A 15001-nucleotide genomic window follows, 5' to 3' on the forward strand; every position below is an offset into this window, starting at 1 on the left:
CCGGCGGCGCGCAGCCGACGCCGTAGAAGGCCACCTTGCCGCGGTTGAGGTCACGCTGACGCGTGGACGTGCAAGCCGCCGCATCGTTGCCTTCGAAGCGCAGATCGAAGTCCGGCGTCGCGAATGTGATCTCGCCGCCGGCACCGATGCCTGCGTCAGCGCCTTCGTTAAAGAGCTCGAAGATGCTGGGTTCGGTGCCTTCGCCGATCAAGCAGTTGCAGCTGATGGCTGCCGTCTGCGCGCCGGGCAGGACGCCGAAGGTGGTCTCGGCGGCACGCGCGGCCTCCGAGAGGTTGGTTTCGCACAGCCCCGGCGGGTTGAGCGGGTTGAGGTGGCCGACCGAGTAACCGGCGATCACCGGGCGATCAGGTGTGCCGAGCAGATCCATACGGCAATATTCAAAGATGAAGTTGCCGCTGCCTTCGCGACGCGGCGGACAGCCGACGAGGACGCCGGTGTTCGGCTCGCGGGTGAAGCGCAGGTCGGTCGGGCCTTCTTGCAGGTCGAAGGCGCCAGCCGTGCTCGGCGCACAGGGGCCGTTAAAGCCTCTGGGGTTGGCGGGGTCCAAAGCCTGACAGGCGTTCTCGTCAGGGCCGGTGCCGTCGTCATAGAGGGTCACCGAGAAGGTGTTGCTGGCATTGCCCGGTGAAACGGTCGTGCCCGTGCAGCTTTCAGAGCCAAACTCTGGCACGTTGATCCAGCGGACGCGGAAGGCGTTGATGTTAGCAAAGCCAAGCGCCTGCACCGGGAATGACGTTAGATCGACGGCTCGCGCATTCGGATTGAGATCGGCCCACGCCGGAGCGATTCTCGGCAATCCAGCACGGAATTCCACCACGGACGGTGTGTTGTCCGAATCGCCATTGCCGAAGGTGATGTTGCCGTTCGAGTTCAGGAAGAACCCGTTCCACACGCAATTCGGCGTCGTCCCGACGAAGCCGTTGAAGAGGAACTCGAAGCCGCCGGCATTCGCGCCGGTCAGCGTCGGACTCCCGGCTCCATCATCATCATCGCCGCGGTTCGGCGTGTTCTGATCGTCGCCGCCCGCCACCTGATGTCCAGGATCAAGGGCCTCGAAGATGATCGCGGCCTGCGTCGAGCTGTCATCTCCCAGCACCCGCTGGGTCACGCCGAGCGTGATGCCCGCGCCAAGCGGAGCCGCTGCAAGACGGTTGGTGTAGCGCAGGAAGCCGCGCGCCAACCCGGCCAATCCACCCGGAGTGAGGGTGATTTGATCAAGCGGCGCTTGATAGAAAATGTGATCGAAGCGATCACTGTCCCCGTCGCCGACGTTGCCGCCTGAGGCCGGCGGGTTCGGCAGCGTGTCGCCGCGCAGATCAACGAAATCCGCGCGCCGATCCATCGGGCACATATCCTCAAAGCACAGCACTTCACCCAGCATCGGCGAAGGATTCTTGCCAATGCCTGCCGGCGTGCCGCCGCTGATGACGAACACTGTGCCTTCTTCGCTGACTGCCAGTCCGCTATGCAGCGTGTAGTCAATCTGCATATCCACTTGCAGGACGCTGCCGAGCGTGCCCGGCACGACCGCCGTGCCGCCGGCCGGCGGCCTGAGGTCGGGGCCGTTGCCTTCGACGAAGATGCGGAAGACGTTGACGCCGGCCGAAGCGGTCTGGCCCGCCACCGCCGGATCAGCAAAGCCGTCGGCTGCCGGAATCGTGCCGCCGACATTCGCGGTCGCTCCACCTGTGGCGCGGCCCGAGCAGAGGTCAAAAGCGCCGGAGCAGTCGGCGAAGCTGATGACCATGGAAGGCGTGCCGCTGGTGAAGGCCGAAGGCGCCGGGAAGAGGCCCTCGGTCAACTGTTCGAAGCTGACCGCGCCGGGCACGAAGGAGCGGGCGACGGCCGCATAAAGGACGTTGCAAGCACCGGTGGCCAGGCTGACGACGTTGCCGTAGGTGCCTGACGAGCCGCGCCCATAGTTGGTGTTGCGCGCGCCGCCGGAGAGATTAGCCGGACTGGCGGTTGAGCCTACCCAGCTATTGAGGGTCGGCGGATCGGTAATCGGGCCAGCAATGACGCGATTGACGCGCGGGCTGGGGCAACCGGCAACGGTGCGCGAAACTTCGGTCGCCTTGAAGATGGCGCCGCCGGTGAACTGAATCAAGTCCACCAACTGGTAGTACAGCGAGCCGTCGTCATCAACGGCGACGCCGGCGATGTTCGAGAACTTGCTGGCCAAAATCTGGCGCACACCCGCCGGCGCCACTCCGCCCACCACGTCGGTGAAGGCGAAGGCGAAGATGCGGGTGCGAATCGGCTGATTGGCGGAGTTCGAGGAGCAGCCTTCCGTGTCAAGGACCGACACGTAGACGACTTCACCGATTGTGCCGCAGAGGCCGAAATCGCCGAGGTCGGCAACCGGCTGCACGGCGATGCCGGTGACCGTCACCTGGTCGTCGGTGCAGCCAAGTGACCCGGGCGTGATAGCAAAACCGCCGGACGCGCCCGCGTTGACCAGCGCCGGGATATTGATCTGGCGCAAGCCGCCGGCCTCGACCGTGGCGTTGTCATCGTTGTTGTCGGTGCCGACCCAGAGGTTGCCGAGCGAGTCGCCGTAATAGAACACGTTCTCCGCGAAACCGTTAGCGACGGTATGCTCGGAGATGGCGGCGCGCGTCAGCGTCGTGTCGATGTCGGATTCGACAAATGAGAAGTCATCGACTTTCGCTTCGCGGTCGGCAGCGCAATCTTCGCGGCCATCCCAGTCGGCGATCAGCGCGACTTCCGAGAACTGATTATCACGCCCGCCAATCGTCGTGATCAGCGCGGCCGAGAGCGCCGAGTTGGCATTGAGCACCAGCGGCTGGCCCGACTGCGGGGTGAACTCACCGCCGCCATGGTTGCCGCTCTGGGTTTTCTTCGCCAGTAACTGGGCGATTTTCGCAGAGGCATCCGCCGATTTTGAGCGGCGAATGCCCAGAGCCTTAAGTGTCTCAGCTGAAATCTTGCCGCCCACCGATTCCTGAGAGGAATTAGTGGCCTCGACAACATTCGGCTGAACCGCCGCCTCGCCAGGTGCCGCTGTGGCGCGCGCCGGAGCGGCCAATGGCGCTCGTGCGTTCGCCGCAGCGCCCGCGGCGCGGGCTTTGAGGCCCACGAGCGGCACTGCCAGGGCGGCGACAACAACAGCCAGCCCGATCATCAACATGACTCTCTTTATGTTCATCTTCTATCCCTCTCCAAAGTTATTGGGAAAACTGATTCCTTTACCATTACTTTCTCCAGCAATCGCTGGATGCGGTCTGTCAAACGTCTCATCCTTCGGATTCACAATCCGAGCGACAGAGTTCTGAAGCAACCCTGCGCACGCTGATATTTCAATTACGCCTTAATTTCGGCTTCAACCCAGACATACAGCCAAAATGCATGAGGAGGCTGGCTCCTGTTGAGCAATTCGCATTCCCCGAATTGAGCATCTCAGCCGCCCGCTTGAATTTCAGAACGCTTGCCCGATATACAAGATTTTTCGCAGCTTGTGACCTTTTATGGCCAGCAGCCAGAGAGGCAATCGCGTCATCAGCGCGGATACCAAGTTCCCAGGTGGTTGTTCATTCAGTAGCCACTCGGTACTGTTTATCCATAGTAGCCGGTTAAATTCTTGTGTCTCAAGGGCACTGGCAGCGCCCTCCACATTTCAAAGCGTGGTCGCCGGGCCTCCTGCAATCACCATCCCGACCATATGCGGAAATAATAAAGTCGAGCCCTTCTGTTTATCATCTTCGCCGCCGCCATGCAAGCCCGAACGGAGAATCAGGCGGTCGCCGAGGAGATTTATAGCGGCCATTCTTTATCCAGGAATTGCAGGCAGAGCCGTTCCTGTCCGTCATCGCCGATAAAACGGTTACGTAGAATCGCCAGGCCCTCGAAGTGGCGTGCCGCGCAGCTGACGCGCAGCAGATCAAACTCCGGCGGCGCCTTGCGCACGAGGATGCGCAACCCCGTGCGGCTGACGTTTTCGGTCATCGCCTCTTCGCGGATTGGGGTAGGCCATTCGGTGCTGATGTAGTCGAGGCAAATCGGCTCGGCGCGGGCGACGCGCCGGGCGCGACGGCGGTCATTGCCGGCCCAGTGGCGCGTGCGAAAGGTCGCCCAGGGCTTTTCCAGGTAACCCGGCGGCGGATGCTCGCCAATGAATTCAAGGCCGATGACGCGCATGCCCTTCTTCATCGGCTCGATGCGTCGCACCAGCGCGTAGACACTGTAGCTTGTATCCATGAAGCCGTGCGAGCGCAGCTTTGCCGGCAGCGGTAATGATAGGTACAGCACCATGCCATAGCGCACGAGCCGATTGAGCCGCAGGCGCAATCCTGTGCGGCTGACGTCGAGCGTTTCGGCCATCTCGCTCCACTTGCCGACGGCCCCCTGATCAACCCCGACGATGCGCACCGGCAGGGCGAGCTTGAGACGGTCGGTGCGGCGGCGATTATCGGTCGAGCTGATTTTGCCCGATTCGACGTAAGCGGCGCGCGGCGCGGCATGCTGCTGGATGTGGAAGGACTGCGGCGGCGGCGATGGCCGGCTCGCGGCGGGCGCTGATGTTGCGGATGCGGCGGGCGCTGGTGTTGCGGTCGTTGTTGCCCCGGGCGACGCAGCCGAAGAGAGCGCCGCATCATAATCGCGGCGGCGCGCGAAGCTGGCGAGCGCCGCAAACCCTTGCGCAATTTTATTGAACGCCCGCTCGATGCGAGTCAGCATTTCGGCAGGCAGCGAGGCGCTAATCTGATATGGCGGATAAAGGATAGCCAGGGTCTCAGCCAGGGCGCGGTCGAGTTGTTCGCGCGACACGTCGCGCCCGACGCCCAGGGCCTGGTAATAGGTTGTCGCCGTTTCGATGCGCGCCAACAAACGATCCAGGTCGAGGAAGAAAGAGTTTCCTCTGACGCTAAGCGGTAATGGCTCGTTGAACCCAGCAGTTGCCCAATCCGCGGAGGAAGTAGTCCGGCTCAAGCAGGCTCCTTTTGATGAAGCAAGCGACGAATGGTGCGGGGGCAACCGAGCGCGCAAGCGCTGATCAAGCTCATTATGTAGATCGCCGAAAATTTGTCAATGGTGTTATGTTCGCAAAAACCCACCGCCGCCTGTGTAAAATCACATTTCTAACCACGGCGACGCCGCGCCCGCGGGGGCTTTGCCTCCGCCGCCCGCCGGGTGTAAAATATGCGGCCAGAGATCATCAAGGTTACGAACTACGGGAAATGAGCGACGTTTGATTGTCCGTGTGGAGTCGCTCGCGCCACTGAACTTCAAAAACCGGAGGCCCGCTATGCACGCTCTGGCCCGCGTCCTGCTGCTGATGGCCTTAACGCTGAGCGCCCCTGTCTCTGCGCCATCGCAATCCGTTTCGCCGCAGTCAAAAGAAGTGAATGCCGCCGGCACGATCAGCGGTCGCGTCACCATCGCCGGCAAGCCCGCCGCCAATATTCCCGTCGCCGTGATGCCCGACCCGCAGCGCATGCCGCGAGGACGCATCGTTGGCAGCAGCACGACGGACGCCGACGGTCACTTTCAAATCACCCATGTGCCGGCGGGCCGGTTCTATGTCAGGGCGGTCGCGCCCGTTTTTTATAATGAAGCGGAAGGCAATGACTATCCCGGAGGCAGCGCGATCACGCTGGCCGATGGCGAGACGGTCGAAGACATCCACCTCGCCTTGCGGCGCGGCGGCGTCATCACCGGTCGCGTCACGGAAGAGACGGGCCGCCCGCTCATCCAGGAATACATCCACCTCTACCGCATCAACCCGCGGGACGCCCGGCACGAGCCCTACAACCGCAATTACACCGTCATGCAGACGGATGACCGCGGCATCTACCGCATCTACGGCCTGCCGCCGGGCCGCTATCTGGTCAGCGCCGGTATACCTGCGGGCCGCGATGGCAGCGCCAGCATGAGCCGTGGGAACAGCTATTACCCGCAAACCTTTTACCCCAGCGTCCGCGACGAGGCCAAAGCCGGTGAGGTGGAAGTTACAGAAGGCGGCGAGGCCACCGGCATCGACTTGGCCCTGGGCCACACCGAAAAATCTTACACGGCGCTCGTGCGCGTCGTCGCCGACAGCGGCAAGCCGGTGGCCGGCGCGCGTTGCGGCTATGGCACTCAGGACCAGAACGGCAGATTCATGGGCATCTCCGCCATCGGCCCGGAATCGAATGCCGATGGCCAATGCCGAATCGAAGGCGTGGTGCCGGGCAAGTACGTGGCATTTGTAGTTCTGCTCAACGAAACCAGCCCAGCATACGCGAACGGGCCGCCGTCACCGGCGAAGGCGCAAAGCGCCGACAACTACACCTTCGATCCGGCACCTTTTGAGATCACCGACAGCGACGTGAGCGACGTCGAGATCAAGCTGCGTGCCGGCGCCAGCGTCAGCGGCACGGTCGTCATTGAGGGCCTGAGCGAGCAGGAAGCGGCGACGCATTTCCGCGAGCTGAACTTGAACGTTGCTATGGAGGGGCCGATCACCACGCCGCGCTTCAACCGCCCGCAGATCAACGCCGATGGCAGCTTCCGCATCGGCGGGCTGGCGGCGGGCAGAGGCCGCGTCTACCTCTCAAGTTTTCTGGGCCGCAACTTCAGACTGCTGCGCGTCGAGCGCGAGGGCGCTGACCTGACCGCGGGCTTCGACCTTGACGCCGGCGAAAACCTGACCGGCCTGCGGCTGGTCGTCGGCTTTGGGACGGGCGTGATTCGCGGCGAAGTGAAATTCGCAGACGGCCCGCTCCCCGCAGGCTTCCGTGCCTTCGTCACCGTGCGACGCGTCGGCGACAGCCCGCCGCAAAATGCTTTCGCGCAGGTCGATGCGCGCGGGCACTTCGTGGTTGAGGATTTGCTGCCCGGCGAGTACACCCTCACTGCCGGCAGCCGCTCGAAGCCCGTCAACAAAACCGTCAGCGTCACAAACGATAATGAAGCCCAGGTGACCATCGTCCTCGAACGCCCCACGGGTAATAACCAGTGAGCCGCTTTTCACCGGAGGTCGCAGATGAAAAACGCTTTCGCGATTGGCCTGACCCTGTTGATGCTCGGCGCGAGCGCCGGCGCGCAGACCGCGGCGACAAAGTCGGATAAGCGCGCCGGCACGATCAGCGGGCGGCTCACAGACACGGCGAGCCAGCCCATCCCGCACGCTGTCGTTTACGTAACCGGCGCGTCCTCTCAGCGGCGTGAGTCGCGCAACACCAGCACAGACGAGCAGGGCCGCTTCCGCATCACCGACCTGGCGCGCGGCGTCTATAACGTCTTTCCGGTCGCGCCGGGCTACGTGACAGCCGAGGAGGAAACGCCGCGGCGGACGTATCGCGCCGGCGACACCGCCGACTTCACCATGAAGAAAGGTGGCGTCATCACCGGCACGGTCATGACACACACCAACGAGCCGATGACCGATTGCAGCGTCCAGGCCATTCGCGTCCGTGACAAAGACGGCCACGCAGTCACGCTCATCCGCCCATCGGGGGTTGCCAGGGCGGATGATCGCGGCGTCTATCGCATCTACGGCTTATTATCAGGCACCTATGTCGTCTTCGCCTCGGGCAAGCATCCCTTTATCAACGAGCCGAACGTCTATGAGAACGACATGCCGACTTATTACCCATCATCGACGCGCGACACGGCCCAAACCGTCACCGTGCAGGCGGGCGAAGAGGTCAGCGGCATAGCCATTCACTACCGCGGCGAGCGCGGCCATGCCATCAGCGGCAAGATAGCGGGCGTGCCCACGGATGCCGCCAATGCGGGCATTGCGCTGGAACTGTACAACGTCGCGAGCCGCGCGATGGAAGCGCAGAGCTTCGCCGGCGGAAACTTTCCGGGCAGCAGTGGCGACGGCTATGCCTTCTACGGCGTCGCCGACGGTGATTATTTAGTCACGGCGACGACCAACACTTCTAATACGCCGTTCAGAGGCACGGGGCGCGCCTACGTCAAGGTCAGAGGCGCAGACGTCACCGGCACCGATATTACGCTGGCGGCTTATGGCGCAATCGTCGGGACGCTGGCCGTCGAGCCGCTGCGCAACGTCGAAGGCCAGAGCAAGTGCGAGATCAAACGCCTCATGCCGGACGAGATGCTGCTCGAAGCGCGCGCGGAAAAGAAAGCCGCCGAGTTTAACCCGCCGTCGCCCATCGCCCGCCAGGAGGCGCCTTCAGACAAAGGCGCATTCGCCTTCGCCAACCTCGAAGCCGGCCAGTACCGCGTCCTGCCGATGATGCTCGGCGATGATTACTTTGTGCGCTCGATTACACTTCCCGCGCTGGCGAAGAATCAGCCGCCGGTTGACGCCGCCCGCGCGCCGCTGACGGTCAAAGCCGGCGAGCGCCTGAGCGACCTCGCCGTGACGGTCGCCGAAGGCGCGGCGGCGTTGCGCGGTCGTGTAATCCCGGCTACAGAAGGCGCACGCCTGCCCGAGTCCCTGCGCCTGCACCTGGTGCCGGCTGAAAAGGAAGCCGTTGACGACCTGCTGCGCTACTATGAAGCGGAACTGCGGGGCGACAACTTTGAGTTGAAGAACCTGGCGCCGGGCCGCTACTTCGTCATTGCGCGGCGCGCCACCGAGGATGACGCAAGCGCCGACCATCCGCGCCCGGTCGCCTGGGACGCGGAGGCGCGCAAGCGGTTGCGCCAGCGCGCCGAAACGGCCAACGTCACGCTCGAATTGCGGCCCTGCCAGCGGCTCACCGATTACGCGCTCACGTATCAGCCGGCGGCGAAGAAGAAGGCCGAGAGCAATCCGCGGTAAGCCGCTTGCCGCAACCGTGGCGGACGGCTAAACTGATTTTCTGTAGGCCCAATTTTATCTATTGAAGGAGTCCACATGAAGTTCCACAAACTCATCCTCTGTCTGTTCGTTCTCTGCGCCGTGCTGCCGGCCTGCGCGCAGATGAATGGCGCGCGTGAGACCTCGGAAGTCACCATCAAGGGGAAGACGATTTCAGTCAACTATGGCAGCCCGAGCATCAATGGGCCGAGCCTTAAAGGCAAGGATATTTTCACCGTTGCACCCGTCGGCATGGTCTGGAGACTGGGCAAGAATCAAGCGACGGAACTGACCACGACCGGCGATCTCAACGTCGCCGGCAAGACGCTCCCGGCGGGCAAGTACAGCCTCTGGGCGAAGAAGACCGGTGACAATGCCTGGGTTCTCGCCTTCCACCCGAAGACCGGCATCTGGGGCGAGCCGGCGATGAAGGAAGGCTATGTTGCCGAGCTGCCGTTGAAGTCTGAAAAGGTTGCTGATTCCGCCGAGATGCTGAACATCAGCCTGGTTGACATGAAAGGCAAGGCCGGCATCCGTGTTCACTGGGGCACGGCTCTGCTGGTCGGCACGTTCGATGTAAAATAATCGCGCAACCGCTGTCACATATTCAAACACAGGAGAAGGCTGCTCACCGGGCAGCCTTCTTCGTTTTTTAGGGTTGCGGCGCGGTGGCGGCTGGCATCCGAGTTGCCCGTAAATCGGTACGAACCAGCGTTCATTCCATACCGGAGGACAGACATGCTCAAGCGATTTACGGTCATGACCATTCTTGTCGCGTTGCTGTCGCTGGCGGTCGCGCCCGACACCTTCGCCTGCCACAGGCACCGCCGAGCGGTGGCCTATCGCTCGGCTTATTATGGTAACTCGTATTACCGAACGGGCTATTACCCGGCCAGTTATTACCGCACGGGCTACTACAGCCGCCGGCACTACCGGACGGCGGCTTACCGCACGCCGTACCGTTACAGCGGCGTTGCCGGCACGCGCTATTACGCCGTGCGGCGCGGTCACTCGACGCGCAATATGATTTTGACGATTGCCGCGCCGGCGGCGATTGGCGCGGGCCTTGGGGCGGTATTCGGCGGCAAGCGCGGCGCGGGCGTCGGTGCCCTGCTGGGCGGTGGCGGCGGCGCGGCCTATTACCTGCTCAAGCACCGGCGGCGGTATTAACGCCCATTGGAAGTTGATGAGTGATGAGTAAGGAGAAGGTACGGCGCATACGTCTTACCCATCTACTTTTCACTCATCACTCATCACTTCTTGTCATTCACATCTGGCGCAGGCTGGCGGGAATGCGCTACTTTATGGCTTAACTTTAAGCCATGCTGAAAATCATCAATGTCGTTGGCGCGCGCCCGAACTTCATGAAGATCGCCCCGGTGATCGACGAGATGCGCCGCCGCGCCCCGCGCCTCAAGCCGCTGCTGGTGCATACAGGCCAGCACTACGACGCGGCGATGAGCGACTCATTCTTTGCCGACCTCGACATCCCGCGCCCTGATATGAATCTCGAAGTCGGCTCCGCCTCGCACGCCGAGCAGACGGCGCGCATCATGCTGGCTTTCGAGCAAGTCTTGATCGCCGAACGGCCCGACTGGATCGTCGTCGTCGGTGATGTGAATTCGACGATGGCGACGACGCTCGTCGCCTCCAAGATGGCGGTGCGCGTGGCGCACGTCGAAGCCGGTTTGCGCAGCCGCGACCGAGGCATGCCCGAAGAAATCAACCGCCTGGTCACGGATGCGCTCGCCGACCTGTTGCTGACGCCTTCGCGCGACGCCGACGACAACTTGCGGCGCGAAGGCATCGCCCCTGAAAAGATTTGCTTTGTCGGCAATGTGATGATTGACACGCTGTTTCGCAGTCTCGAACGAGCGAAGCAATCGACGGTGCTAGACCATTTCAAGGTCCAGCGCGGCGCCTTCGCGGCCATGACTCTGCACCGCCCCGCGAACGTAGACGACCCGGCAATACTCTCCGGCATTCTCGACGCCCTCGAAGCGATTCAAGAGCGGCTGCCGATCATCTTCCCGGCGCACCCGCGCACGTTGTCACGACTTCAAGCCTTTGGCCTCTTAGAGCGCGCCCGCCGCTTACCGGGGCTGACGCTCACCGAGCCGCTCGGCTACCTCGATTTCTTGCAGCTCTACAGCAACAGCCGGGTGGTGCTGACCGACAGCGGCGGCATACAAGAAGAGACGACGGCGCTCGGTATCCCCTGCCTGACCCTGCGGCATAACACCGAGCGCCCGGTGACCATTAGCGAAGGCACCAACCGGCTGGTCGGCAACGATCCGCAGGTCATCCGGCGCGAAGCCTTTGCGGCGCTCGACAACCCGCCGCCGCGCGGGCGCGTGCCAGAGCGATGGGACGGCCATGCGGCGGCCCGCATCGTTGACGCCATCGAAGCCGCAAGCCGCGCCTGACGGGAAAGCGGCGCGGCGACGCGGCGACGCGGCGATTGATGAGCAAAAGCGAATCACTTGCGGCCCGGTCAAGATCGCGCACCGCAACCATGACGATTAAGCAACCCATCCACAACGATGACTCCGCCGCCGCCTCCCCGCGTCACGGCGTCTCCGCGTCGCTTGAAGGGCTGCTTATCTTCTGGTTTGTCGCCTCGCCCATCGCATCGTTTTACCTGCGCTTCCCGGTTGATAAATCGCTCGTCACCTTCAACCGCGCGGTGATCGTCATTGCGGTCGGGCTGCTGATCGTCAAAGCACTGACGAACCGACGCGGGCAAGCTGAACAGAGGCCGCGCTTCGCTTTCACGGCGACGAAGTTTGAAATCGCATGGGCGATGGTCGCGCTGATCGCTTTGGTCAACGCGGCGTTTCTGTCGAATGATTTCCCCTACGGGCTGAAGCTGGCGATTGATACCTTCGGCCTGCCGCTGGTGATCTTTCATCTCGCTCGCTATCACTTCGACGCGCGTGGCCGCCACCACATGCTTTGGCTGGCCGCCGCGGCGCTGGCGTGGTGCCTGTTCGCCACCGGCGCTTACGAATTGCTCAGAGGCGCGAATCTTTTTCAGTACAAAGGCTCGGAACTCGTGCGTGAAGGCGAGCGGCGTGTCAACGGGCCATTCGCCGCCGATTCGTCTTACGCCATCATCTGCCTGTTGGTCTTCGTGCTGCTTCAGGCCGCGCCGCACCTCTTCCGCTCGAAGCTCGACAAAGTGGCGCGCCTCTTCACCACTGGCGCGCTGATCGCGGCGGCGGTAGCCGTGCTATTGCCCACGTTCCGCTCGGCGGCCCTGGCGCTGTTGGCCTGCTGGTTGATCGTCCGATTTGCCACTCTGAGGAGTGACGCGGCGACGCGGCGACGCGGCGACGCGGCGATGGAAAGACAAAGAGATGGATTGCCGACCTTTGTTTCCCCGCGTCGCCGCGTCGCCGCGTCGCCGCGTCTGTCTTTCGCGGTGTCTGTGATGGCGTTCTTGCTGCTGGCCGGGCTTGGCAGCGCGGCGCTCGGATGGTTTGCGGCGGGCAAGCGCCTGACGAATCCGCGTAACGTCATCGGCAGGCTGGCGACGTGGGAATCAGCGGTAGGTATCACGCTCGACAATCCTGTCGGCGGCGTCGGACTGGCGAATTACCAGTGGGCCTTCGATCAACGATATTTCTATAGCGACACCGAGGCCGAGGCCTTGCTCGACACGACGGCGGCTGACAGTCCGCACTCGAATTTGCTGTGGGTCGCGGCAGAGATGGGCGTGGTCGCGTTTCTGTTGTATGTCATCGCCAATGCCTATCTGTTTCTGATCGGCTGGCGGGCGCTGCGGCGGGCGCAGAGTGGGGGCGCGCGCGCCGCGGCGGCGGCATTCATCGCTCTGTTTGTCGCTTATTGGCTTCCCGGTTTGACGCTGGCGAGCGGCTATTATTCGGACGTCAATCTCTATTTCTTCTTCTTGATGGGCCTGCTATCCAACCCCTCATTCACGGCTGATTCACATGAAGTGAGCGCCGCTTGAGCAGCCGGCCGGGTTAAATCGTATAGGGATGGCGCTTGGCGTAGCTGTACGCCGTGTAAGCCGAAACCAGGTGGCAGACCCAGCCGAACCAGCCGCCGGTGCCCAACCAGATGCCCGGCGTGATAATCAGCCAGAAGATGCCGCGTAAAATCTTGCCGTTATAAATCTGCCCGACGCCGGGAATGAAGAAGCTCAACACCGCGGCGATGCCCGGATTTCTCATCTCACCTGGTCTTAGAATGATATGGCTCATATTTCCCTTCCCGTCAGCTATACGATTGGCGACAGAGTGAAAGTTCAACGCTAACCGCGGACAAATGACGCCGGCTGTTATAATTTCTGCACTCGACAGCCGCCGGGCGTGCGTACTAAGGCATGGTGGGGTGGGAAGGGACGACAACATTGGAAGAGGCGACGGAAGCCCGTATCGAACAGGCGCTGGCACGCTCGGCGGCGGGCGATCAGTTGGCCTTCGCGGAGATTGTGCGCCAGCATCAAGGCATGGTTTTCAGCCTTGCCTATCACTTTCTACGTGACCGGTGGCTGGCAGAGGAGTTGGCTCAAGAAGTGTTCCTGAACCTCCACCAGAACCTCTCTGCCATACAGTCGTCGGCCCACCTCACGTTCTGGCTGCGCAAGGTCACGGCGCACCGCTCGATTGACCAGACGCGCCGCCAGAAAGTGCGCCCGCAGGTGAGCCTCGACGATGTGCCGGAGCCGGCGGCGCCACACGTGGAAGAGGATTTCATGTTGTCGGAAACCTTGCGGCGGCTGGTCGAGACGCTGCCCGACAAGGCGCGTATGGTCGTGGTGCTGCGCTATCAGGAAGATTTGCAACCGGCAGAGATCGCTGAAGTGCTGGACATGCCGGTCAACACGGTGAAGAGTCACTTGCGGCGCTCGCTGGCGCTGCTGCGCGACAAGCTGAGCCGCTCGGTCGGCGAGGCGAGGACCTAAGCCGCGCCCGAAAATTGGAGAAGTCGAACCATGAGCCGTCTTGATGAAGAATTGAAAGTCGCTTTTCAGCGCCGCGAGCCATCGCCGGATTTTGCGGCGCGCGTGCTGGCACGTCTCGACGAAGCGCCCGTAATGCTTGCGCCGCCGAGCCTATGGCAACGCCTCGCGGGCCTGTTCGCCCTGCCTGCCTGGCGCTTTGCCGCCGTCGGCGCGATGGCCGTGCTGTTGGTCGCCGTCGGCGTCATCGTGTGGCGCGCGCCGCGCACGACGGACACCGGACTGGGCGCAGCGTCGGCCGCCGCCGTAGACAAGCCCGGATCAAGCTCGCCTGGGGTTGGCTCACAGATCGCCACAAATTCAACGGCCACAAATGTAGTGGCTGCGCCGAGCGCGCCGCCGCGCGCCGCTAGCCGCATACCGATTCATCATCACCCGGCGGTCGTCGCTAAACACGCGCCGAGCGCCGAAGCTGAAGCCGCAAAAGAGAAAGTTCTGTTCGCGCTGCAAATCACCAGCGAAACGCTCAACGAGGTGCAGCGCGTCATCTCGGATGACCAGCCGCCCACCGAGAAACCAGAGCCGGTGCAGAATCGCTGATGGGGGTTCACTATTCATCTCACGAGAGGACGTTATGAAACTGCTAACTACATCCTTCAGGAAAATCATGCTCGCTGGCCTGCTGCTGGCGGCCCTGGCGGCGAGCGCCGGCGCGCAGGACGCGCGCATCCAGATGAGCCAGCTCGACCGCTTCAACGACATGGCCGATAAGATCATCTCCATAGACGTCGGCGAATCGCTGATTAACCTCGCCAAGTCGGCGCTCAACCCGAAGCGCTCGGTCAACGAGGCGAAGATCATCGACATCCTGACCGGCTTGAAAGGCGTTTACGTCAAGCGCTTCGAGTTCGACAAAGATGGCGCTTATACGGCAGCCGACGTTGACTATATTCGCTCGCAGTTCAACGGCCCCGGCTGGGAGCATATCGCCAACGTGCGCAGCAAACGCGAAGGCAACTATGACGTGGTGATGATGTACGAAGGCAGCATCATCAAGGGCCTGGGGGTGCTGGCCGCCGAGCCGCGCGCCCTCACCGTGGTCAACGTCATCGGCGCCATTGACCTGGCCAAGCTGCGCGACCTCGAAGGCAACTTCGGCATCCCGAAGTTCGGGCTTGAGCAGATGCCCGGCGTCACCGTGCAGGACAACCACAAGGACAAGCCGCGCGACGAGCAGAAGAAGCCCCAGGACGAACCCAAGAAGCCGCAGTAGCGGCAGCGGAGCAAACGCC

The 15001-nt window shown here is 62.6% G+C and carries 12 protein-coding genes; 9 read left to right on the top strand and 3 right to left on the bottom strand.

Annotated elements, in window-relative coordinates; genetic code table 11:
- On the bottom strand, window positions 1–3190 hold a 3190-nt coding region (locus VJ464_28095), incomplete at its 3' end, for a hypothetical protein (GenBank protein HKQ09016.1).
- Between the two features lie 605 nt (window positions 3191–3795).
- A complete protein-coding gene (locus tag VJ464_28100) occupies window positions 3796–4866 on the bottom strand; it encodes a PilZ domain-containing protein (protein HKQ09017.1) in 1071 nt (356 codons plus the stop codon).
- 421 nt (window positions 4867–5287) lie between these two features.
- Here VJ464_28100 and VJ464_28105 point away from each other — a divergent pair, with 421 nt between their 5' ends.
- The 6 genes from VJ464_28105 (at window position 5288) to VJ464_28130 (ending at window position 12755) form a co-directional block, all read left to right on the top strand.
- Complete coding sequence (locus tag VJ464_28105; GenBank protein HKQ09018.1) at window positions 5288–6982, top strand: carboxypeptidase-like regulatory domain-containing protein; 1695 nt, start codon at window positions 5288–5290, stop codon at window positions 6980–6982.
- A 24-nt stretch (window positions 6983–7006) separates the two neighbouring features.
- The gene (locus VJ464_28110) at window positions 7007–8761 is read left to right on the top strand and encodes a carboxypeptidase-like regulatory domain-containing protein (GenBank protein ID HKQ09019.1); all 1755 of its coding nucleotides are present in this window, start codon (window positions 7007–7009) and stop codon (window positions 8759–8761) included.
- A gap of 75 nt (window positions 8762–8836) precedes the next feature.
- Window positions 8837–9364: a DUF2911 domain-containing protein gene (locus VJ464_28115; protein HKQ09020.1), complete on the top strand. Its 528-nt coding sequence runs from the start codon at window positions 8837–8839 to the stop codon at window positions 9362–9364.
- Window positions 9365–9517: 153 nt separating this feature from the next.
- Window positions 9518–9949: a hypothetical protein gene (locus VJ464_28120; protein HKQ09021.1), complete on the top strand. Its 432-nt coding sequence runs from the start codon at window positions 9518–9520 to the stop codon at window positions 9947–9949.
- Window positions 9950–10101: 152 nt separating this feature from the next.
- On the top strand, window positions 10102–11205 hold the full coding sequence (gene wecB, locus VJ464_28125; protein HKQ09022.1) for a UDP-N-acetylglucosamine 2-epimerase (non-hydrolyzing): 1104 nt from the start codon (window positions 10102–10104) through the stop codon (window positions 11203–11205).
- Window positions 11206–11294: 89 nt separating this feature from the next.
- On the top strand, window positions 11295–12755 hold the full coding sequence (locus VJ464_28130; GenBank protein ID HKQ09023.1) for an O-antigen ligase family protein: 1461 nt from the start codon (window positions 11295–11297) through the stop codon (window positions 12753–12755).
- A gap of 13 nt (window positions 12756–12768) precedes the next feature.
- Here the strand turns inward: VJ464_28130 and VJ464_28135 are convergent, their stop codons facing one another.
- Window positions 12769–12978 carry a hypothetical protein gene (locus VJ464_28135; GenBank protein HKQ09024.1) on the bottom strand — a complete coding sequence of 70 codons (210 nt, stop codon included), beginning with the start codon at window positions 12976–12978 and terminating at the stop codon, window positions 12769–12771.
- Window positions 12979–13157: 179 nt separating this feature from the next.
- Here VJ464_28135 and VJ464_28140 point away from each other — a divergent pair, with 179 nt between their 5' ends.
- The 3 genes from VJ464_28140 to VJ464_28150 are packed head-to-tail and all read left to right on the top strand — an operon-like array spanning window position 13158 to window position 14982.
- A complete protein-coding gene (locus tag VJ464_28140) occupies window positions 13158–13712 on the top strand; it encodes a sigma-70 family RNA polymerase sigma factor (protein ID HKQ09025.1) in 555 nt (184 codons plus the stop codon).
- A 30-nt stretch (window positions 13713–13742) separates the two neighbouring features.
- Window positions 13743–14309: a hypothetical protein gene (locus VJ464_28145; GenBank protein ID HKQ09026.1), complete on the top strand. Its 567-nt coding sequence runs from the start codon at window positions 13743–13745 to the stop codon at window positions 14307–14309.
- 34 nt (window positions 14310–14343) lie between these two features.
- Window positions 14344–14982, top strand: a complete 639-nt coding sequence (locus tag VJ464_28150) for a DUF4252 domain-containing protein (GenBank protein ID HKQ09027.1) — start codon at window positions 14344–14346, stop codon at window positions 14980–14982.
- The last annotated feature ends 19 nt before the right edge of the window (window positions 14983–15001 follow it).

The sequence above is a fragment of the Blastocatellia bacterium genome, assembly GCA_035275065.1.
Lineage (GTDB): Bacteria > Acidobacteriota > Blastocatellia > UBA7656 > UBA7656 > DATENM01.